The 22109-nt window shown below is 41.8% G+C and carries 16 protein-coding genes and 3 pseudogenes; 7 read left to right on the top strand and 12 right to left on the bottom strand.

Annotation, left to right across the window (positions count from 1 at the left end; genetic code table 11):
- Window positions 1-447: 447 nt before the first annotated feature.
- Window positions 448-918, bottom strand: coding sequence for a riboflavin biosynthesis intermediates N-glycosidase (gene ybiA, locus LC653_RS26265; RefSeq protein ID WP_229497640.1), 471 nt, complete (start codon window positions 916-918; stop codon window positions 448-450).
- Window positions 919-1077: 159 nt separating this feature from the next.
- Window positions 1078-1485, bottom strand: coding sequence for a sensor histidine kinase (locus LC653_RS26260; RefSeq protein WP_308189143.1), 408 nt, complete (start codon window positions 1483-1485; stop codon window positions 1078-1080).
- 535 nt (window positions 1486-2020) lie between these two features.
- Here LC653_RS26260 and LC653_RS26255 point away from each other — a divergent pair.
- Window positions 2021-2191, top strand: coding sequence for a hypothetical protein (locus LC653_RS26255; protein WP_229497639.1), 171 nt, complete (start codon window positions 2021-2023; stop codon window positions 2189-2191).
- Between the two features lie 329 nt (window positions 2192-2520).
- Here the strand turns inward: LC653_RS26255 and LC653_RS26250 are convergent.
- From LC653_RS26250 to LC653_RS26230, 6 genes and pseudogenes are all read right to left on the bottom strand, one after another.
- A pseudogene (locus LC653_RS26250) lies at window positions 2521-2857 on the bottom strand (MFS transporter).
- Between the two features lie 16 nt (window positions 2858-2873).
- Window positions 2874-2990, bottom strand: a pseudogene (locus tag LC653_RS26245) (ribose ABC transporter permease); the annotation flags it as partial.
- Window positions 2991-3033: 43 nt separating this feature from the next.
- Entirely contained in the window at window positions 3034-3201 is a 168-nt protein-coding gene (locus LC653_RS26240) for a hypothetical protein (protein ID WP_443689863.1), read from the bottom strand.
- A gap of 39 nt (window positions 3202-3240) precedes the next feature.
- Window positions 3241-3345 (bottom strand): annotated as a pseudogene (locus LC653_RS47485) (transcriptional regulator); the annotation flags it as partial.
- 392 nt (window positions 3346-3737) lie between these two features.
- Window positions 3738-4061 carry a DUF1815 family protein gene (locus LC653_RS26235; protein WP_229497638.1) on the bottom strand — a complete coding sequence of 108 codons (324 nt, stop codon included), beginning with the start codon at window positions 4059-4061 and terminating at the stop codon, window positions 3738-3740.
- 137 nt (window positions 4062-4198) lie between these two features.
- Window positions 4199-4708, bottom strand: a complete 510-nt coding sequence (locus LC653_RS26230; protein WP_229497649.1) for a gluconokinase — start codon at window positions 4706-4708, stop codon at window positions 4199-4201.
- A gap of 171 nt (window positions 4709-4879) precedes the next feature.
- On the opposite strand from LC653_RS26230, the gene LC653_RS26225 reads away from it, so the two are divergent.
- The 5 genes from LC653_RS26225 (at window position 4880) to LC653_RS26205 (ending at window position 13450) form a co-directional block, all read left to right on the top strand.
- The gene (locus tag LC653_RS26225; protein ID WP_229497637.1) at window positions 4880-5902 is read left to right on the top strand and encodes a LacI family DNA-binding transcriptional regulator; all 1023 of its coding nucleotides are present in this window, start codon (window positions 4880-4882) and stop codon (window positions 5900-5902) included.
- A gap of 1027 nt (window positions 5903-6929) precedes the next feature.
- Complete coding sequence (locus tag LC653_RS26220) at window positions 6930-7370, top strand: response regulator (protein ID WP_229497636.1); 441 nt, start codon at window positions 6930-6932, stop codon at window positions 7368-7370.
- Between the two features lie 704 nt (window positions 7371-8074).
- Window positions 8075-12307 (top strand): chemotaxis protein CheB, encoded by a 4233-nt coding sequence (locus LC653_RS26215; protein WP_229497635.1) that lies wholly within the window; start codon window positions 8075-8077, stop codon window positions 12305-12307.
- A gap of 612 nt (window positions 12308-12919) precedes the next feature.
- Window positions 12920-13189: a hypothetical protein gene (locus LC653_RS26210; protein WP_229497634.1), complete on the top strand. Its 270-nt coding sequence runs from the start codon at window positions 12920-12922 to the stop codon at window positions 13187-13189.
- Between the two features lie 111 nt (window positions 13190-13300).
- Entirely contained in the window at window positions 13301-13450 is a 150-nt protein-coding gene (locus LC653_RS26205; protein WP_229497633.1) for a hypothetical protein, read from the top strand.
- A gap of 391 nt (window positions 13451-13841) precedes the next feature.
- Here LC653_RS26205 and LC653_RS26200 read toward each other — a convergent pair whose 3' ends face one another.
- The 4 genes from LC653_RS26200 to ruvC form a co-directional block, all read right to left on the bottom strand.
- Window positions 13842-14039 carry a hypothetical protein gene (locus tag LC653_RS26200; protein WP_229497632.1) on the bottom strand — a complete coding sequence of 66 codons (198 nt, stop codon included), beginning with the start codon at window positions 14037-14039 and terminating at the stop codon, window positions 13842-13844.
- Window positions 14040-14261: 222 nt separating this feature from the next.
- The gene (locus LC653_RS26195; RefSeq protein ID WP_229497631.1) at window positions 14262-15302 is read right to left on the bottom strand and encodes a chemotaxis protein CheB; all 1041 of its coding nucleotides are present in this window, start codon (window positions 15300-15302) and stop codon (window positions 14262-14264) included.
- Between the two features lie 940 nt (window positions 15303-16242).
- Window positions 16243-18537, bottom strand: a complete 2295-nt coding sequence (locus LC653_RS26190) for an NACHT domain-containing protein (protein ID WP_229497630.1) — start codon at window positions 18535-18537, stop codon at window positions 16243-16245.
- Window positions 18538-19792: 1255 nt separating this feature from the next.
- Window positions 19793-20284: a crossover junction endodeoxyribonuclease RuvC gene (gene ruvC, locus LC653_RS26185; RefSeq protein WP_229497629.1), complete on the bottom strand. Its 492-nt coding sequence runs from the start codon at window positions 20282-20284 to the stop codon at window positions 19793-19795.
- A gap of 174 nt (window positions 20285-20458) precedes the next feature.
- On the opposite strand from ruvC, the gene LC653_RS26180 reads away from it, so the two are divergent.
- Entirely contained in the window at window positions 20459-21847 is a 1389-nt protein-coding gene (locus tag LC653_RS26180; RefSeq protein ID WP_229497628.1) for a gluconeogenesis factor YvcK family protein, read from the top strand.
- Window positions 21848-22109: the final 262 nt, after the last annotated feature.

The following is a 22109-nucleotide window of genomic DNA, read 5'->3' as shown; positions in this document are numbered from 1 at the left end:
ATCAAACTTGCTGTATCATTAAATACTTTCAAAAAATCCTTTCCAGTCGAAAATTAAGAAAATTTTAATCATTTACACCTATTAATTTTATATTCTCAATCATTAAACTATTTCAGTAATGTTACTTAATTTATTGACTTTAAAAGTGCGTTAAATTAAAAATATTTTTTTACCCTTTTTACCCACTAGTACAGCACGGCGTAAATAAACATACAATTTCAAATGGCGCAAAAGCTTAAAATACAATTATGCGTGACACTTCGACTTCGCTCAGTGTTAACTTTTGACTTCCGCCTTGCTGTATTAGCCCATTAATTTAACTAATTAAAATTTTTTCAAATAAATAACTAAATTATTGGCAACTTTTTCAAAGGTTTTTGGCTGGGGAATTTTACTATTCCCCGTCGAATTACTGATTTTATGTTGAATGTAACTATTTTGATGAAGTTATTCGTAAGTTACCGTTAAGGATAGTAAATTACGGATTTCTTCACGCACACTCATGAGGGTTTTACCGAGATGGTTAAGACCTGCTCTATTAGCACCACAGCCCCAAAAAGAATCCGTTGGGGAGTTTTCAACCAAAATCTCATCGCCTGTCTTCAAGAGAACTTCTCTAATATCAATATGAGTGATAAACTTTTTAAGTACAGCTTCTCGCATAATTTCAGTTTTGACCAAATCCCAGTCTCGACGGAGTTGGCGAGTGCTACATCTTCCCAACACGGCAGCTTCTTCTGGGGTATCGGCAGCATGGATGAGGGGTATAATAACCGCATCTGTGCTGCCAACAAATTTTTGGGCTTGATAATAATGCTCAACCGTTGGCCAGTAAGTACCCTGGATGTGGATTCCGTGCGGAGAAAAGTTAGAAAAACAGCCATAAGGCTGCCAAACCTTATAAAAGTAAATGGTCATTTGAAAATTGCTCTTTTATATATTCAATTTCAGGGTAGCTGAAAGATCGCACTTGCAACCCAAAATCGAGCTTATCAAACAGATTTTCTCTCGGTTCATATCACTAGGGATTCTTCCCAACGACTTATAAAGATTCTCAAATTTCTACCAAGCGATCGCTCAATTCTGTAACTTCGTCGGTAAGGTGAGGGTAAACGCTGTTTGACCAAAAGATGTTGAGTCAAGGGTAAGGTTGCCATGATGGGCCTTGGCAATTTCACGCCCTAGGCCCAGTCCCAATCCGATGCCTTCTATCTTGCGGGTTCGAGCCGGATCACCGCGATAAAAGCGGTCAAAAATGCGTTCACGTTCACGTGCGCCGTAGGCATCGCGTTCACTCAGGGGAATATCTTTGGATGCATTGGCTATGGTAAGATAGAGAGTTGTTTGAGTTTGATGAGCGCGAATCTGTATCCAACCGTTGGCGAGATTGTATTTGATGGCATTACTGAACAGGTTTTGCAAAACTTGAATTAGAAGATCGCGATCGCCCTGTACCCGCAGCCCATCAGTGAAGTCAGTTTGCACAGTCAAGTTTTTTAACGAACCTTATTAGGCGCAGAGAAGCCAGTGCGCCCTTGCGGTTAAGAGACTTGAAGCAACTGGCGCGGCACTGAGAGAAGAAATAAATGCTTAACTGAACTGTATTGGGTTCAAAATCGCGTAGAACAGAATAACCGTTAATTGCAGCACCCTTGCGTTTCGCCTCGCCGTAAATTTGCGATCGCAAGAGCATTCTTTCCTCAAATTACAAAATTGTAATTTACAAGCAGGGTGAACTGTAATTGTGGTTCGGTTAAATCAGAAATGTAAACGATCTATCTATTGGAAAATGATCATGAATATTCGTCGAGTACTAGTTGTAACAGCGATTCCTGTTCTGGTTGGCACATTTGCTTTTATTTGACTCAATCAAGCAAATGCCGCTAGTAAATTCTCTCAAATTGCACAGGCGCAACTACCGCCTAACCAACCACCGGATGAACAGGGGCGACCACCTCGACCTGATTTTAAGGCGGCTGCGGCGAAGCTAGGAGTTACAGAACAACAGTTAAAGGATGCGTTGGGAGTTCCTGCCAATCCTCCAAATCCAGGCGATCGCAATCAGCGCCCACCTCGACCTGATTTTAAAGCGGCGGCGGCAAAGTTAGGAGTTACAGAACAACAGTTAAAGGATGCGTTGGGAGTTCCTGCCAATCCTCCTGGCGTTGATCGCCCTAATCCACCAAAATAGCTGAACATTATCTAGATTAAGGAAAAAATTAAATTATCCATTAATCTTAGTAGTGGTCTGTCAAATTAATCTTGATGAGTTCGTAGTAAGCACTTCAGTGCTTAAAATTCCAGGACTAAAGTCCTTACTACAAACCCTATTCTTTAGAGGATGTTTGAAAAGTTGTAGCTGAGAGTATCCAAAACTTTAGATTCTCTTAAATCCTCCGATAAATTATTGGAGGACTTTGAGAATGACAAAAGCACGGTTGAGGTGAGCCATACAGATAACTTTTGGTTATCATAAATAACCATTTAAAATGTCTAAAACTCTTACGTTACAGTAATTAGTTAAAAATCGAAGGTTGTGCGAATCACGCTCAATAAGGCGACGAAAATTCCTACTACGATCCCTAATTGTTGCAGAGATCCTAACCTTCCCCGCAAATGGGCGGGAGAACATTCGGCGATGTAATGGCGCGATGACGCTAGCAACGCCGATTCCAATCCCACCCAATACTCGCCAAAAGATAAAATCCCAGATAGTGAAGGCAAGCCCAAAGCCAATGGCACTGATAGTAAACAATACCGAAGCGACCACCATTGCGTTGACTCGACCATAACGGTCTGCAATCTGTCCAGCAAAGAAGGCTCCTACGGCAGACCCCAGCAACGCTAGGGGTTCCACCTAGAATAACAGCAGCGATCGCATCTAATTCGTAACCTTGACCTAAGATGCTACTAGCACTATAAAGACGGCTGGCACTCATGATTCCTACTAAACCTGCCAGTAATCCACTGATACCATAGACAAATAGCAAGACACGATTAACTTTAATCCCAGTTAATCTAGCTGCCCGCTCGTTACCACCAAGCTACACCTTGTGCTGCCAATTCGCTCATAATTCGGTAAATTTCGCTTTTGGCACCGATATCTACGCCGCGTGTCGGCTCATCTAACATCAAAACTCTCGGTTTAATGGCTAACCAACGCAGCAAAAACCAACCGGGATAGTTCTGTGCGTCCTGCACCAACCAGCCCCGCTAAACCAACAATTTCTCCAGCATGAACTTGAGGCGGTCAGCAATATATTTGCAACTAACTTCTCCAGCTTGGACATTATTAGTAGTGATGGTGGCATCCACACCTCCCTCAGCGCCTGTGTCTACAGCAACGTCTTGAGATACGTGTGCATGATTGACTTCTTCAAGTGTTTTGAACGATCAGAATCAATTGACAAAATAAATAAAAGGTGAATATGAATATGAATTTGAGTTAGAAAAAGCACTTATGCGATCACTAATTCTCAGAGTTTTGATGCCTTCTCAGTAACGATAACTTTAGACCTCTTGCAAAAGTCCCTAACACCCCAACCTCTCCTCGCTTGCTCTTAGGGGAGACAAAGCGACGATTGGCGGGGTGGGGTTCAAATTGTTTGATTTATGCAAGAGGTCTTTTGTACACAGCTATGCATACGTGTGCATAGCTGTTACTAAATATAACCTCATTTTTTGTTCTACACACCTGTGGAAAGTTAATATTTTTGTCAACTTCACTCAGAGGAGTGTTAATTTGTCAATTGTACAGCATGAGAATACTTGACAATATTAGCCAACTCTTGTAACTGGCTTATGGCTTCTGCACCCTCCAGCTTCATTAATTCGCGATCGTCCCACAACTCCATCCAAGTAATCCCGTAATCAGACACTAAAAACCGAATCAGGTGCTTGTCTCCCAGGCTAACCATAAATGAAGCACTCTGCATTTTGTCACCGCATGTATAACAAGACGCAGTATAGCCACGCCCGTCAAGGGTAATTGTCAAGGCTTGCAGGTTCATTACCAAGTCTTGAATGAATTCCTGATGTTGTTGCGCTAATCTTAGAAACACTGTTTTCTCCTACCACTCCAGTTATGTGGTTGCTTTTAAAATTTCTTTAGATTTACATCTGATGTAATTTGGTTGTTAAAAGTTCGTGTTTTCGTAAAGACGTGATTAATCTTAATCTTCCGGTTGTAACCTATAAGCTAAATTCCCAAAGCCGTTCTAATGTTTTGGACAATTACCTGGGGTGGTTGTGCAATATCTATAGATATGGTATCTAATGGTTCTTCAAGAGTATAAAACTGGCTGTTGAGCAGTTTTTCGCTCATGTAATGATTGCTACGCTTTTGCAACCGCATTTGAATCAACTCATAAGACCCTTTGAGGTAAACTAGCTTGATGCGTTCGCCCTTGGCGTTGGCGGAGCCATCGCTATCCAATACCAAAAATTGCCGATAACTGTCTTTTAGAGCCGAACACGCCAGCACCACATTTTTATTTTCTTGCAGCCAATGTTTTATCGCTGTTTGCAAATCTTGTAACCAAGGCGTCCTGTCAGCTTCACTCAGAGGGATATCCCGCCGCATTTTCTCAACATTCTCTGGTGAGTGGAAAGCGTCAGCATCGCTAAACTCCCATTCTAACGAGTCTGCTAACAGTTTTCCTATGGTGGTTTTGCCAGAACCTGATACACCCATTACGATAATAATCATTGACTGCTTAATCATATTTTTCTTAAAAAAAGTTAAGTTATTGAAATGGAGGCAGAATTCAAGACTCCTTGCAAAATGTGAGTTGTATTAAAATCTCTTGACAAATAACGATTATTTTCTATGATACTATTTATGCACACGTATGCATAAATTTAAAACTTCATATAAAAAATGAATAAAAGAAGAATTTCAATTGAAGATATTGCTCAAAGAGCAGGCGTTTCTCACTCCACAGTTTCACGCGCTTTGCGAGATAACGCTCTCATTAGCTCTAAAGTGCGAGAGGAAATTAAGCAACTGGCGCAGGAGATGAATTATGTGCCTAATGCTATTGCTCAAAGCTTGCAAAATAAACGCACTAATACCATTGGAGTAGTAGTAACTTCAATTGCAGATCCCTTTTTTGCTGAGGTAGTAGAGGGAATCGAGAAGATAGCTAGACCCGCAGGCTTGAGTGTTTTGTTAAGTGCTTCACACCGAAATCTTCAGCAGGAAATAGCAGCTATTAATAGTTTTCATCGCCGGAGAGTGGACGGGATTTTAGTAGCCGACTCACGAATTAGTAAAGAGCATACCAAACAATTAACGCAAATTGCTGTGCCAACAGTTCTGATTAATAGCCAGACAGAAGATCAATCCGAAATATTTCACTCAGTGGCAATAGACGATCGCTTAGGTGGTAAATTAGCCACAGAGCATCTCATAAGTCTAGGACACACCGCTATTGGTTATCTGGGCGTAGGCGATCGCAGCAGGTCGAATCAGCAGCGCCTAGAAGGATATCAAATGGCTCTTGCAGAAGCTAGCCTACCACAAAATGCTGATTGGATTGCAATTAGTGATGAAGATGATACCAGAATAAGCAACGTTACTACTGGACAAAAGATGCTATCTAAACTATTGACTGCTGAGGTTACAGGCATCTTTTGTTATAACGACATGGTGGCGGTTGGCGCTCTGTTAGCCTGCCAAAAACTAGGTATTTTAGTACCGCGAAGTTTAAGTCTAGTTGGATTTGATGGTATTGCTTTGAGTGGTTACGTTACCCCGGCACTCACGACACTCAGCCAGCCAATGTTAGAAATTGGTGGCATAGCCATGCAAATGTTACTTGATTTATTAGAAGAAAAAACTGTAGAAAACCGCGTTTTATCTCCTTTTCTATTACAGCGTGGTAGTAGCGCAGCATTATAGCAATTTTCAGGTACTTATACCACAACTGAGAGGGTAAGTAGGGAGTAGTGTAGTTCAATTACTTGAAAAGCTCTGTAATAAATAACTACAATTAATATTTGTATCAACCTTAAAGTGAAATGGTATAAGTAAGTGGGTCAAATTAAATATAAAACCTCACCCTGCCTCCGGCTTCCCTCTCCGAACTCACGGAGAGGGATTGAGGGTGAGGTTTTATCTTATGTTTAATTACGCCTACCTACTTAAGCCGTTCCAAGGATGAATTATCTAGAGGTTCGATATTATCCTCGAAACCGAAGTCGCAAGTGCAAATTTCATGAGAGAGACTGCGCTCATCTATAAAAACTAAGTATCTATTGTTGAAAATTGTTTTAATTACTACTGAAACGTAGAAAAACTCTATTTCTTTAGACATAATTAGAATTGTTAGCAGTAGTTACCGGGCATCAGAATAATTTAAATATTTTTCTCAGAAAAATTTTTGCTAAATTTATACAAAACATACAACTTATACACTATCTAAAACATCAGCTTTAACAATAGGATGCTAAAGTAAAAATTGTTAACACAAATTATTTTTAAGGGTCAAAGAAATAGTTGATATTGGCGATGTTGCCATGAAAGCTAGTGTATTTAGGGGAACTACAAAAAATAAATTATCCGATTTTTGGAATCAAAACGACTTTTGCTCCCCCTGCTCCCTGCCCTAAAAGCAATGGGATATTTTTGGAAGTTACTAGTATCCTAATTGCTGCAATTAAAGCTGCTAAGGGAGTAGATCATTTCAAAGGTAATAGCCCGTTCATGCCTACTGATGAGACGTTTATTGAACTTCAAGCAAGCACATTAACAATTCAAAATTCAAAATTCAAAATTCAAACATTTTAGACATTTCAGACGGGGATTTAAACCCCGACTGAAATGGATGCTACATGTAATGGTTGGGGTCTTAAACCCTTTAATTTACGATAAATGTACTGCTTAAGGACATTCTAAAGCTCAAGAAAACCTCATTTTTGAAACTTTGATGCATATAAATAATAAATTTCCTACTAATCCTTCATTTATTGAAGGGCTACGAGTACTCCTTGTAGATAATGATGTCAATTTCTGCAATTCGTTGACGCCGATGTTGCAATCCTATGGTGTGAAGGTGCAAGCAGCAGTTTTAGGAGAGCAAGCTCTGGAAATATTTGTGCAATGGCAACCTGATATCCTCTTGAATGGTATTTCCTCGCCAAAGGAGGATGGCTATGCTCTGATTCACCAAGTGCGAACACTTACGGGAGAACGAGGCAAAGTAGTACCAGCGATCGCTCTGACAGGCGCTGTAACCGAAGATATGTATCAACGTACTCTCTTAGCTGGGTTTAGTCTATGCGTTGCTAAACCCGTAGTTATTGATGATTTTGTTGCTGTACTTGGCATTTTAGCAATTGCTAATAATCCTCATTTTTATGGGAAGTAGCTTTAATTAACTCAATTCCGTGGGTTTAAGTCCCCCGGTTCAATAAAAATTTTGTTTTGTGTAGGGGTTAAATCCCCCTTACAAAACAAAATTTACGAATTACGAATTACGAATTACGAATTATTTAATGTCTTAGATATAGTAGTCTAAGTTTTGAGAAGTAATGATATGGGTCATTTATTGGTGAGGATAATTATCTTTCAAATGCTACTAATGAACTTGATAAACGATAAAATTAATCTCACGAGTTATCAAATGTATATTTTAACTCAATTAGTTTTGCTTTTGAGTAGCGGAATTATTGGTATTGGATTTATTCTAGCTTCTTACTTCTTGGCAGTGACTTGGATTTAGAAAACTTAAATGGTTTATAGTTTATATTTTGGGAATATAGGACTCCTGTTTGATTGCGTGAAAAAAATCGGTATAACTTGAAAAGCCTGATTCCCGAGTAGAGACGCGATTAATCGCGTCTCCCTGCCTATCGCGCTTGCGCTGCGCAACTCTTAGAGACGCTTCTCTTTGCAGAGAGGCTTCTCTTTCAGAGACGCTAACGCGAACGCCAACGCGAACGCGCACCACCCAAAGAAGCCTTAATGTATTTAATTTCTACTCAAACTATTATTAAATACAAGGCAAGTAAGTAAACTGACCTAAAGTATAAACCTGTTCTGCCAAACCATTGCAGTGCTAAACTTCATCCTATGACATCCGATCAACCCTTTGAGCAACGTGCATTTGAATCTACCGCTAATGATGCGTTCGACGTAGAGCAGCAAGACATTGCAAATGGTTTATTTCCCATCGTTGGCATTGCCGCCTCTGCGGGTGGATTAGAGGCATTTACGCAGGTACTCAGGCATTTGCTTACTGATACAGGGATGGCATTTGTGCTGATTCAACACTTAGACCCTAACCACAAGAGTCTATTGAGCGAGATTCTGGCAAGAACAACTCAAATGCCTGTCAGTGAAGTGCAAGATGGCCTGACTATAGAACCTAACAAGGTCTACGTTATTCCGCCTAACACTAAGATGATCTTATCTGGTGGAGTGTTGCAACTCACGCCGCGAGAGAAAGTTCAGGGGAAATATATGCCTGCTGATGCGTTCTTTACTTCATTGGCAGCAGATCGAGGGAACAAAGCGATCGCAGTGGTTTTATCTGGAGCCGATGGAGACGGTTCACTGGGGCTGAAGGCAATCAAAGCAGCCGGAGGCGTGACTTTTGCTCAGTGTGAAGACACCGCAAAATTCGATAGTATGCCCAATACTGCTGTTGCCAGCGGGAATGTCGATTTTGTGTTGCCGCCTCAAAAAATCGCCGAGGAACTGGTAAACCTCAGTCGCAATCCTTTTATTTCTGATTTATTGCCAGCGATCGCAATTGAGAAGTTGCCCGAACTGGGGGATGCCCTGGCGACTATATTTGTGTCATTGCGATCGGCAACTGGCGTTGACTTTAGCCACTACAAGCCCAACACCCTCGATCGCCGAATCCAGCGCCGAATGCTGTTGTATAAACTAGAACGTTTAGAGGATTATGCCCAGTTTTTGCATGAAAATCCGAGTGAAGTCAAAGCGCTCTATGAAGAAATTCTGATCCACGTCACCTATTTTTTCCGCGATCCCGAAGCATTTCAACTCTTGAAGGAGCGAGTTTTTCCCAGTATCATCCAAAACAAATCAGTAGAGTTGCCGATTCGGATTTGGGTAGCTGGGTGTTCGACAGGCGAAGAAGTCTATTCCATCGCCATCTCCTTGCTGGAGTTTTTATCGGATAAAATCACCCCGCCGCCGATCCAGATTTTTGCTACAGACATCAGCGAGATAGCGATTGACAAAGCAAGATCAGGCATTTATGCAGAGAATCAAATGATGGAAGTCTCACCAGAGCGCCGCCGCAGATTCTTTAATGCCATTGAAGGCGGTGGGTATCAAATTAACAAAGCTGTCCGCGAACTGTGTGTGTTTGCCCGACAAGACTTGGGTAGTGACCCCCCTTTTTCCAACTTAGATTTAATTAGCTGCCGGAATGTACTGATTTACTTGGACGAAACGTTGCAAAAACGGATATTGCCCATATTCCATTACAGTCTCAACCCGGCTGGCTTTTTGCTGCTAGGGACTTCAGAAAGCACTGGTAAATATTCAGAGTTGTTTACTCAGATTGATAAAAAGTATAAAATTTATGCCAAGAAAATAACCGCAATTCGTCCAACTTTTTCGTTCGTTACCAGCAATTATCCGATGGTAAAAGTGGACGAGCCTAAGTTGATAAATGAGAATCCATCCGATGAGTTTGACTTAGAGAGAAAAACTGACCAACTGCTCTTGAATCGCTATGCCCCCGTGGGTGTGGTGATCAACGACAAGCTCGAGGTGCTGCAATTTCGCGGAGAAATCGATCTCTACCTAAAACTTGCACCTGGTAAACCAAGTTTTAACTTATTCAAAATGGTGCGCGAGGGTTTGCTCATTGAGCTACGCGCCACAATTTATCAAGCACAACGGCAAAAAATTCTAGTTAGAAAGGAAGGGTTACGAATTGAAGAGGGCGATCTTTTAAAAATCATCAATATTGAGGTGATTCCATTCAAGCCTTCGACCAATGAAGAATTCTATTTTCTGGTTTTATTTGAAGAAGCCCCACCCACTGTTAGCAACCTCAACACGGTAAATCCTGAGAGCCAAGAGCAGCCAGACTTAGAGCGAGAGATTGTTCAGCTCAAACAAGAACTCGCAACCGCCAATCAAGAGAAGGCTGCGACTCAAGAATATCTGCAAGCGGTGATTCAAGAGCAGGAACACATCAATCAAGACCTGAAAGTTGCTAATGAAGAAATTCTCTCCAGCAATGAAGAGTTGCAAAGCACCAATGAGGAGCTAGAAACTGCTAAAGAAGAGATTCAGGCAACCAACGAAGAACTTAACACAACTAATGAAGAACTTCGCTCTCGAAATCTGGAATTACACCAAGTTAACAACGATCTCACCAATTTACTTGCCAGTATCAATATTCCCATTTTGATATTGACTTCGGACTTACGGGTTCGACGTTTTACGCCAATGGCGCAACGGCTTTTCAATTTAATTCCCGCCGATGCTGGACGACCTTTGAGCGATATCAGAGCCAATCTGAATATTCCTGATTTAGAACCTCTAATTTTGGAAGTACTTGACACACTCAGCATCAAAGAATTAGAAGTCCAAACTCTGGGGGGACATTGGTACAACCTCCGCATCCGCCCTTATCGCACCACAGAAAACCAGATTGACGGTGTAGTGTTGGTGTTAATAGATATTGATTTTCTCAAACGCAGTGCAGCAACCTTAGAAGAAGCGCGGAATTACGCTGAAGCGATTGTAGAGACGGTACAAGTGCCGTTAATCGTGCTTGATTCTGATTTCCGGGTGAACAAAGCCAATCGCTCGTTTTATGAAACATTTCAGGTTTCACCATTGGAGACAACGCAATCTCTGATTTTTGAACTAGGGAATGGTCAGTGGAACCTACCTGGACTGCGATCGCTCTTAGAAGACATTCTCGCCAACGATACCACTATTCAAAACTTAGAGGTAGAGCATCGTTTTGAGCAGATTGGGCAGAAAACCATGCTGCTCAATGGTTGGAAAATTATTCAACAGGGAGAGGCTCAAAGGATTTTGCTGGCGATTGAAGATATTAGCGATCGCAAGCAGTTTGAGTTAGAGCGATCGCAACTTTTAGCACAGGAGCAGTCAGCCCGTCAAGAGGCGGAAACTGCCAACCAAGCTAAAAATGAATTCCTGTCGAACCTCTCCCATGAACTTCGTAACCCGCTCAATACTATACTCGGCTGGGCGCAACTTTTCCGCACCCGCGATTTAGATTCTTCAACAGTCACTCGTGCCTGGGAAGTGGTGGAGCGGAGTGCTAATGTGCAGGCTCAGTTAATCGATGATATGCTGGATTTATCACGGATTACGAGTGGAAAGCTTCATTTAAACACTCGTCTAATCGATCTAGTTTCAGTAGTGAATGCCGCGATTGAGTCTATCGAATTTTCCGCAGAGGCGAAAAGCATTCAAATTATTTCACAGTTGAACTCGGCGACAGTTGTCGGAGATTTCGACCGTTTACAGCAAGTTCTGTGGAATTTACTTTCTAACGCGATTAAGTTCACTCCACCCGGTGGGCGAGTGGGAGTTATGCTCGAAGCTGTACATAGTCACGCCGAGATTCGAGTCAGCGACACAGGAATTGGCATCCCAGCAGACTTGCTGCCATATGTGTTTGAGCGCTTCCGCCAAGGAGATTCCAGCAGCAGTAAAACAACTCAGGGACTTGGATTAGGCTTGTCAATCGTCCGTCATATTGTCGAACTTCACGGTGGAACAGTTCAAGCACAGAGTCCAGGCGAGGGAAAAGGAACCACGATCGCCATCAGGCTGCCTCTGCGCTCAATGCCAGTGGAGATTACACCGCCAACTTATTTAGAGCCGAGCCTTTTATCAGAGACTCCAGATACATTAGATGGTAAAAATCCATCCTTTACCCTTGAAGGGTTATGTATCTTGGCTGTAGACGATCAAGCGGATAGCCGCGACTTAATCAAGTGGATGTTAGAAGACTTCGGGGCGGAAGTAGTGGTTGTTACATCGGCAAGGGAAGCGATCGCGGCTCTAATTGAATTTCCTGGCAGATATGATCTGCTTCTAGCAGATATTGGGATGCCAGAGGAGGATGGTTACTCCCTGATTCGTCAGGTTAGAGAGCTTGAGGCTGAAGCTGGGGGACAAATTCCAGCAGCAGCAATCAGTGCTTATGTCACCGAGCAAGAGCGACAAAGGGCGATTGAAGCTGGTTTCCAAATGCATCTAGCTAAACCGATTGAACTTACTGAATTAGTATTGATGATTGTAAACTTGAGTGGACGAGTCATAGATAATTCGTAATTCGTAATTCGTAATTCGTAATGGGCTACGCCCTGCTACGCTAACGTAATTCGTAATTGTGGGTACTGTTGTCAAATATAGCAATACAACATTTGATTTGTAAAAATGCGCGGTGTCCAAATCCCTGACTCCTCAAATAAGTCGGGGAGCTAATTTTTTACAAATTATATGATGTCCGCATAATTATATCAATTTGAAAAAAGAATGCGACATCTGTAGAGACGCGATTCATCGCGTCTTTACCCAAGGATGTGTTGCAATCATTAATTGAATTGGTATTAGTTATGATTCCCACAGTTATTGCACCCCACCCCACCAAAGCGTAGCTTTGTCTCCCCTAATACCATTTCACGAAAACAATGAAACAGATACAAACCCTGTTGGTTGGGGTGAGGTTATTTTATGGTTATTTGGCGGACATGATATTATTTAGGACTGCTATATATTATGTTTGAATAAACGTTTTAATTACGTATAAATTGTTTCATCTGCATCTAAAACATTCAAAAGTTATAGAGAATATTTAACATCTTTACTTAAAAAGATACAAAACATATTTAATTTTTTATATTAAAACAGAAGGTATCAACTATGAATTGAGGAGTTTTACGCATGACTGCAACCTTCATGAAAGTGCCTAAGTTTCGCGCTACTCAATGGGTGAGCTTTATTGGTGGAGAAGGGATTGTACGCAGCTACACACCTGAATCTGGTACATGGACGTATCTTATTGAGATGGCATTAGGGTTAGAGCCTGACTTTGGCAGAGTTGGTGCAGAAACGATGATATTCCTCACCGAGGCAGATTTACATCTTACACACATTGCTAGTGAGGGCGACGTTATCCTTAAAAGGTTCGAGGCACTTTACAGCCTCAAATGACTTAGTTCTGAATCATGCCATTCAATGGTAAGCGCTTGATATTTACATTCTATTTCATTCGGCGAGAACTTTACGAAATCAGAGTGCTAGCAGAACAGTAGGGGAAGATTCATGCAGCAAGATAAATCTGCTCTAGTCAAACAAATAGAAGACTTTAAAACTGATAGCTTCTCCTTAGATAAAATTCTCCAAAAATCTGATTTTGACAAACAATTAGAGCAAGACTTTAATACCATTGATGGTGATTTTTGCCGATTATAAATCAATACGCTTGGGTTAAGCCAGAAAAATAAATTTGCGTAGGTTGGGTTGAGGAACGAAACCCAACATTTTCGGGCATTTGTTGGGTAACACTAAAGTTCAACCCAACCTACAATTATCCTTAACCCAAGCCTATTGGATTATAAATCAAGTGCCAGCCCCTTATAAATGCTAAGAGATTTTTAAACAATATCAGTAGCGAGTAAGTAAAGCAGTAGCAAGATGTTCACCCATTCAGTCAAAGATTCTCAAACTGATAGCTAAATTTATAGGCGTTGCATAAATCTGACTTTTCACGGCATCTGGAAAACCTCACTTCTATTTCTCTCTTCCTTTAAGGAGAGAGACTTTGAATTTTCCCCCTTCCCGCCACGGGTTGGGGGTTAGGGGGTTAGGTTTTTGGTGGACTTTTCCACATAACCTGAATTGTCAGGCATAAATGTGGGATGAATTGAGATTTGTGACCAAAGCCAAAGATTAATTCTTCGTGCTTTTGCGACGGCAGTCGCATCAAGTCGGCAGAGCGGCTATTAGCGCCTGCCTCGCCTTTGCGCGAAACAAAATTCATCCCATCAATCAGCAACGCCAATTTATAAAAGTCCGAATAAATAAGGGTTTTGGATTTTTATATAGCGATAGTGATTAAATAATTCGTAATTCGTAATGACGCTCGATGACTCGCTAACGCTGCGCTAACGTAATTCGTAAATTTTGTTTTGTAATGGGGATTTAACCCCAACACAAAACTTGTCGGTTATAGAACCGGGGGACTTAAACCCACGGAACTAGTTAAAAAAGGTTAAGCCTACAGCTACTCAGCCTGATCTTCCTCTATTGCAGCAATAGTTCGTTTCGTGGCAAAGCCGTTGAGAATTATGCCTCGAACTAAGGACACCTCTTTATCCAAATTCATTGCATGATTCTCATATTTTGTTGCGGCAATAGTTAAATTGTAGTTTCTCATCTGTTCTGCCATTTGACGGGAGAATGTAACCTTTTCCTCCATTGCCCGCACAGCCGACCACAGCGCATTTTCGAGATTCTGAGTTTGCTCTGCCAGGAACACATTAGCTGTAAAGGAATGCCCTATGTGACAGCGAAACCGTAGCGGCTGTTCTTTGCCAATTTGCCAGATGCTGCCGTTGCATTCAGGGCAGGTGTAAGTCGTTCTAGTCCCGATCGCTTCTACATTCTTTAAAAACTCCTGGGTATTCATCTGCTGTTCAGCAATCTTGGATTCAATTTCGATCTCTTTGGTCACGGGATATGCCTCCTCCTGGGCGGCGGGTTCCTTTGATAACTCCACTAGTAGGTCTGGGATTTCTGCAAGCGGCAGGCAGTAATCGACATTCACATACCGCAAGGCGCTCTTGGCCATGCTGGGGTATTCTGCTTCGTTCGGGTCTTGAACGATCGCCACTCCGCCCCGTTTCTTGATTGCCTGCAACCCCACCGTGCCATCATCAAGATAGCCGGTGAGTACCACACCTACCACCCTTGTACCATAAGCGCGGGCGGCTGAACGAAATAACGCATCGATCGCGGGGCGAAAGCGGTTTTCTTGAGGCCCGCGCACGACACGCATCGAGCCTTGATTGACCAACAGGTGATAATCCGGCGGTGCGACATAGATTCGCCCGGTTTGAATTGACTCTCCATCTGCCGGGTGAGATGCTGGGAGAGAGCCTACATCTGTAAGAATTTGGGGGAGAATGCTGGGCTTATCTGCTGCAAGGTGCTGAACAATGAAGAAGACAGCATCAATGTCAGCAGGCAGAGTGCCTAAGATTGCGCCCAGCGCTTTGAGTCCGCCTGCCGAAGTACCAATCACAATAATGTTGTGTCCAAGCATAGATTCCTTTTCTTAGTGAATAAAAGCAGGGCAATGTTATCTATGTCTTTTGAATAATTAAACATCTTCTGTATGAAGATGCGTTAAACCATATTTAAGTATAAGAAAGAAAGGGAGCATCCCAATGCAAGCAAATTTACCAAGTTAGCAGGTAGTCATTGCGAATGGAGCGTTCGCGGTAGCGTCTCGTAAGAGAAGCGGAATGAAGCAATCGCAAAGTCTAGATGCTACGATTGCAACTCTAAGAGACGCTCCGCGAACGCTTCATTTCATTACGCTCGCAATGACAAAATATGTTTTTACACATTTGGGATGCTCCCGAAAGAAAAGGGTTTGGCGCAGCCTCACAAAGAAATGGTATAAGTCTCATTAATGAATATCAAAGGCTCATTAATGGAGTTCCGAGCCTCATTAATGAATATCAAAGGCTCATTAATGAATATCAAAGACTCATTAATGGAGTTCCGAGCCTCATTAATGGAGTTCAAAGACTCATTAATGGAGTTCCGAGCCTCATTAATGGAGTTCCGAGCCTCATTAATGGAGTTCAAAGACTCATTAATGGAGTTCCGAGCCTCATTAATGGAGTTCAAAGACTCATTGTTGCATTCTAAAATATATCTCAATACTGTTCAGTTAAGCATTTCTTCCTTCTCTCTGTGTCTCTTTTGCCTCTGCGGTTCGTTAAAAAAATTGACTTTCACAAAGAGTTTTAGCCTTAACCCAAGCGTATTGAAATATATAGCCCTTCTCAGTTGAGTGCAATACAGACCTAACCCCCAACCCCTTCCCTGCAAAGGAAGGGGAGTAATATTCAAAGCCTCTCTCCTTTTAGGAGAGAGGTTTGGAGAGAGGTCAAAGTGTATTGCATTCAAACGAGAACGGCTATATCTCCTCTCCCCCCCTGCTCCCTGCCCCCTGCCCCCTGCCCCCTGCCTCATCACAATCCCTGCCATTCCCGCTCGGAGAGTTCTTCTATCGGCAATAAACTGGCTTCAATCTCCTGCCGCACAACGTCTGTGATTTCACAGTTGCTATTAAGGCAATCGATAAGCAACTGATTGGCATCGTAATATTGTTGCAATACTTGCTGTTGCTGTGGGCTGAAATGCCATTGATGCTGGATGTTTTGATGCTTGGCGATCGCAGTTTTTAACTGTTCCATCCAAGCAGGATAACTTGTTTGCCACCATGTCTGAATCCTTTCTCTACTTTGTTCTGGATCGGGCAGTAGGTCTTTAAGTTGTTGTAAAGCTTGATGTAAGCCAGCACCGTGAACAATTGCTAAAGCACTACTCAGAGCATCGTTGCACCCATAGACATCGGCAAAATTAGATTCGCATTCCATTACTAGGTTATCTAATGCCGCATCCAAAAAAATATCTTGATCGAAGATGCAGACAAGGGCAAAGTACGGGGTAAGGTGAGGAGTCCTAGCCAGGGCAAGATAAAACGCGCGAATTGCAGCAGACTCAGGAGCAGCGAGAGACTTTTGACTTGCCCAAGTTAAAAATTTTTGCAAATATGGATCTTGAGCCGCTAGCGCATCAATTTCTTGCTTCATCAACAGTACCAAAAAATCTGCATTCCGTAGCATAGCAACCGTTAACAAAAAGATTTCACGCCACCTGGGTTCAGTAATATGAGTTACCAGACGTTCTAACGGTTGTTTTAATGCTTGTAAATTATAACTGGCAACGATTTTTCGAGCAGTCAGGTATTCTTGAAACGTCAAATAAGAGAAAGAGAAAATCCCCCGCACTCGTTCTGCTAGTAATCCATGTTGCAACTCTATCGCCTGAAGTACCCCTTCACTATCTAATTCCAATTCCTCTGGTTCTGTGGAAGCATTCGGCAAATCACCGATATAATCGCTAATGTATTGCTCAACAATGCGTTGTTCAAAAAAGTAATTACCCTGCTCAAATGTCGCGCTAGCAACCTGACTCAGCAATTTAAGTTTTTGTGGTAATAAAAAACCTTCGTATACTTCATCCCGCTCAATTGCTTTAGTTTCGTCCCATTTGCCCAGAAGCAGGTCTAAACACTGCTTATAAAACGCAGCTTTTTGGGTTGGAAATTGGTTCTGGTGATGAAAAACCCAGCAGGCGAGATGCAAAAACAAGGGAGTGATAGCAAGTCTCCGAAATTGTAGATTTTCGGGCAAATCTAGTTTCTCAATAAACTCAAATGCCTGTTCATGTTTATCCTGGATGTTCGTTTTCGTAACTGCTGTAAACCACTTCTGAGCAAAACGAACAATTTGATCTTGAGTAAAAGGGGCAATTTCAACATCTGTAAAGCGTCTGAGGTTGAAAGCTTTAGCTGCTGTGCGGCAGGTGACGACAAATATATTCTTTTGATACTTTTCAGAGAGTCTGCGAATCTCATTGACGACACCAATGCTCTGTTGATGGAGTACTTCATCTAATCCATCCAGCAACAGCAACACTCTGCCCTCTAACAACAAAGTTTCCAGCACAGATGGATCTGAAATTCCACAGGTGAGGAATTCTTTGCAAATATAGTTGAGTAAATGGAACTCTCCTGCTTCTCTAGATTCGTCGGCAAAATCTCTTAAGGTGACAAAAATAGGAACCCGATTTGCAGCAAATCTCCCTCGGTTGCATTGAATTGCCAGATATTGTAAAAAAGTGGTTTTACCTGCTCCCGGTTTACCCAACACCCGCAGCTTTGAGTAAATTTCAACTGCCGCGATCCCCGCCATTTGTGTCTGGGATACTCCACCTAAAGCAAAGCGATCAAATTCTTTTGATGTAAAGTTTTGCAAATCAGCAAACTCTAACCACTGAAGGCTGGCAATCTCCTCCAAAATGTTGACATCGATGTAAATGTCGTCGATTCTAACGGGGCGAGTAACATCTAATAACTGCAAAGTGCCGCACTGGTCTTGAATTTTGTCGAAGCGTTGCGATCGCACTTGTCGTACTAGAGCATCAATATCTAAGAATTCAGCAGCACCGAGTTCTTTTGATTCAGGAAATTCTTCTGGAGGATTAGCCGCAATCTCCCGCCAATTCAACGACAACACACAACAAATTTCTATAAAGATATGACGTTCAACGGGACGTCCACTAAAAAACCGCCAAATTGGTTGACGAGTTTTTAAGTTGACTTCAAAAGCCAAATTTTCTTGTGTCCACCCCTTATGAGCGAATGCTTTTTTAGCTTGTTGAATCCCGGTGAGTGATCCCTGGAGCGATCGCTTGACCATAGGAGCTTACATACATCAAATAAGAATTCTTCAATTTGACATTATTCATACATTTAGTTTCGTAACTACTTAGAAACTAAGTGAGCTATTTTTAAATGCTAATGATTTATTTAAAGCATCTTCAGCCAATATCCTATCATTGCATTTTTCCATAAAATCTGATTCATTAAAGTATATTTTGTATTGGATCTCAGAGAAATATTTGGTATATTTTAGTACCTATAGGGGTACGGCAAGCCTAAAATTTCTGTATGATTGATTACTCATAATTATTGTACAACTTTTGTACGCTTAAGTGTACTTATGTAGAAAGTTAGCTTGTTATAATTAATATTTAAATAACTTAGAGCAAGCTTGTGATTTAGAGGTTTATCTGCCGAGAGGAGGCTTAGATTATCAAGTCCTTTTCTTGTGTTGCTAGCTGGCTTTTGAAACATAATTGGCTCTAAGATACATTATCAAAGCAAACGTATTTAAAGCATAAGAATTTTTTCTTGATTTCAATATTTCTAGCGTTTTATTGTCAAGCCTACTTATTCAGCCAAATCCTTATTAAATAATTCGTAATTCGTAATTCGTAATTCGTAATTAAGTTTTGTAATGGGGATTTAATATCAGGTTCGATTAAACACTTATAATATCTGTAGGTTGGGTTGAGGAACGAAACCCAACATTTGATCCATGTTCATGTTGGGTAACACTTAAGTTCAACCCAACCTACCAACCTACATTGATAGATTTTATCATAAGTAATCCGACGTACTTGATATAACCCCAACACAAAACTTGCTTTTTTATTGAACCGGGGGACTTAAACCCACGGAACTAGTTAACAAGAAAGAATACATGCGCGACTTCGGCAGAATAAGAAATTGAATTCCGTGCAAATGGTGGACTTCGGCGTGAGCGCTCAGTCGAACGCTGAATAAACAATGAAACACCACACAAAATTGAAAATTTGGTGCAAAACAATCAGTGTCGGGTCTGAATCCCTCACTGATAGCGTAGCGGTAGCGAGTCCACGAGCGTCTTGATTCTAATACCATTTCTTTATGAAGCTGCGCTGAATTTTTTAACCTTGCTTTTTCTCCTCTGTGTCGCGCCAGTTGCTTCAAGTCTCTTAACCGCAAGGGCGCACTGGCTTCTCTGTGTCTCTGCGGTTCGTTCCTTTATAAATTTGGCGCATCTTTATACAGAATTGGTATAACGAATGTATTCTTAATTAATATAAGAACTTTTTTCTTCGTGTACACACCTATAGCTGATAAGAAGCCGTCAAAGCTACCGCCAAAGCATCCGCAGCATCATCAGGCTTGGGAATTTCATCTAAATCCAACTCCCGCGCCACCGCTTCTTGCACTTCCGACTTATCGGCATTGCCATACCCTGTTAAAGCTTGTTTAATTTGAGCCGGAGTAAATTCTACATAAGGAAGACGACGCTGCCCTAAGACTAAAATGACTACACCCCGCGCCTGTGCAACCAGGATTGTACTTGACATCCGGTAGAAGAATAGTTTTTCGATCGCCACTAAATCTGGTTGAAATTCCTCCATCACGGTGTGTAAATCATCAAATAAAGTACATAAGCGCTGTCCCATTTCTACATCTGCCGACGTTTTGATTACCCCAAAATCCAGCATATTTACTCTAGTCTCTTGTACCTTGTTAGGAATTTGTGTGCAGGTAATTACCCCAAACCCTAAAATTGCCAGTCCTGGGTCTAATCCTAAAATTCGTTTTTCCATTAAATTCACTTTTATCAAGCCAGTGTATTGTTTAACTAGAAATACTGGCAATCTTGACCACTTGCTCTTAGTCTAATGAGATTGACAAATATAATAGTTTCACGCCTAGTGTTTTAAACCAAGTGGTGTACATTTTCTGTTAATTATTGTTTGTAGCACTGCTGTAAATCAGGTATGTCAATTGGTTTTCTCAGACAAGCCCTCAACGCCCTGCAAAAGCAGTCGCGTTCTCGTACTTCCTATCGGGTTAACCAGTGGTTCAAATGGTTATCCCCTGGACTATCGGTAAAACGTTGGTTGTTGATCAGTATTGGGGGTGTACTGCTGGCGAGTTTGGGATTAGCTATCTGGATTAAGCTGACCCCAATTTTTTGGATGATCGAGTTGTTTAGGGGTTTCCTGGGAGTAATCACCAACATTTTACCCAACTATGTTAGTGGGCCTTTGGTGCTGCTTGGCGGCTTGCTGTTAGTGCTTTGGGGGCAAACTCGCACTGTAGGCTCAATTACTAAAGTACTAAGAACAGAAGGCGGAGAAGAACTTATCGATGTCTTGCTGGCACATCATCGATTGTACCGAGGCCCGAAAATAGTGGTAATTGGTGGTGGTACGGGACTTTCTACGTTATTGAGGGGATTGAAAACCTACAGTGCTAATATTACTGCTATTGTCACTGTCGCCGATGATGGTGGATCTTCTGGGCGGTTGCGTCAAGAATTTGGAGTGCTACCACCAGGAGATATTCGCAATTGTTTGGCTGCTCTAGCAGATGAAGAAAAGTTATTAACAGAATTGTTTCAATACCGTTTTCGGGCTGGAGATGGGTTAACGGGTCACAGTTTTGGTAATTTGTTTTTAACGGCAATGAGTGATATTACTGGAGATTTAGAACAAGCAGTTGCAGCCAGTTCCAAAGTGCTAGCGGTACGGGGACAAGTACTACCAGCAACTCTCAGTGATGTTCGCCTCTGGGCAGAATTAGCCGATGGTCGTCGCATTGATGGGGAGTCTAGCATTCCCAAAGCTGGTGGTAAAATTGTCAAAATTGGCTGCATTCCAGCTAATCCTCCGGCAGTACCAGCAGCTATTAAGGCACTTAAAGAAGCTGATTACATTATTATTGGCCCAGGTAGCCTTTATACAAGCCTGATTCCTAATTTATTAGTACCAGAAATTGCCGATGCGATCGCTCAAACAGATGCCCCCCGTATTTATATCTGCAATATAATGACTCAACCAGGAGAAACTGAAGGCTACACTGTTGCAGATCACATTAGAGCAATAGATGCTGCTTGTGGGCAAAGACGGCTATTCGACGCTGTGCTAATCCACAAAAAATCTCCCTCGGAGCAATCACTCATCCGCTACGCCCAACAAAACTCCCATCCCGTTTTCCTAGATAGAGAAGCCGTAACTCAGCTAGGGCGAAGGATTGTTGCAGCTAATGTTTTGTATGAAGATGAAACGGGTTTTGTCCGTCACAATCCGCAGAAACTAGCACGAGTGTTATTGCGGTGGTACGGTAGAGGTCAGCCCCTTGGGGGAATTCAAAATTCAAAATGACGCTCTCTACGAGACGCTGCGCGTAGCTTGCAACTCTTACAGAGTACGCTGACTCGCTCATAGCGTTGCCATGCCGTTGGCGCAGCCTAAGAAGAGAAGGCTTTACGCTGCGCTAACAAAATTCAAAATTAAGGAAAATGAAAATTAGTCATTAGTCTAAACAAAGGACTAATGACTAATGACCAAATAATTACTAATTCGTAATTCGTAATTCGTAATTAAAGGACAAGCCCCTAACTAAAGTTTATGGAGACAAATAAAT

This window comes from Nostoc mirabile CHAB5784 (genome assembly GCF_020829645.1).
Taxonomy (GTDB): domain Bacteria; phylum Cyanobacteriota; class Cyanobacteriia; order Cyanobacteriales; family Nostocaceae; genus Nostoc; species Nostoc mirabile.
This window is presented reverse-complemented; position numbering and strand designations above follow the sequence as displayed.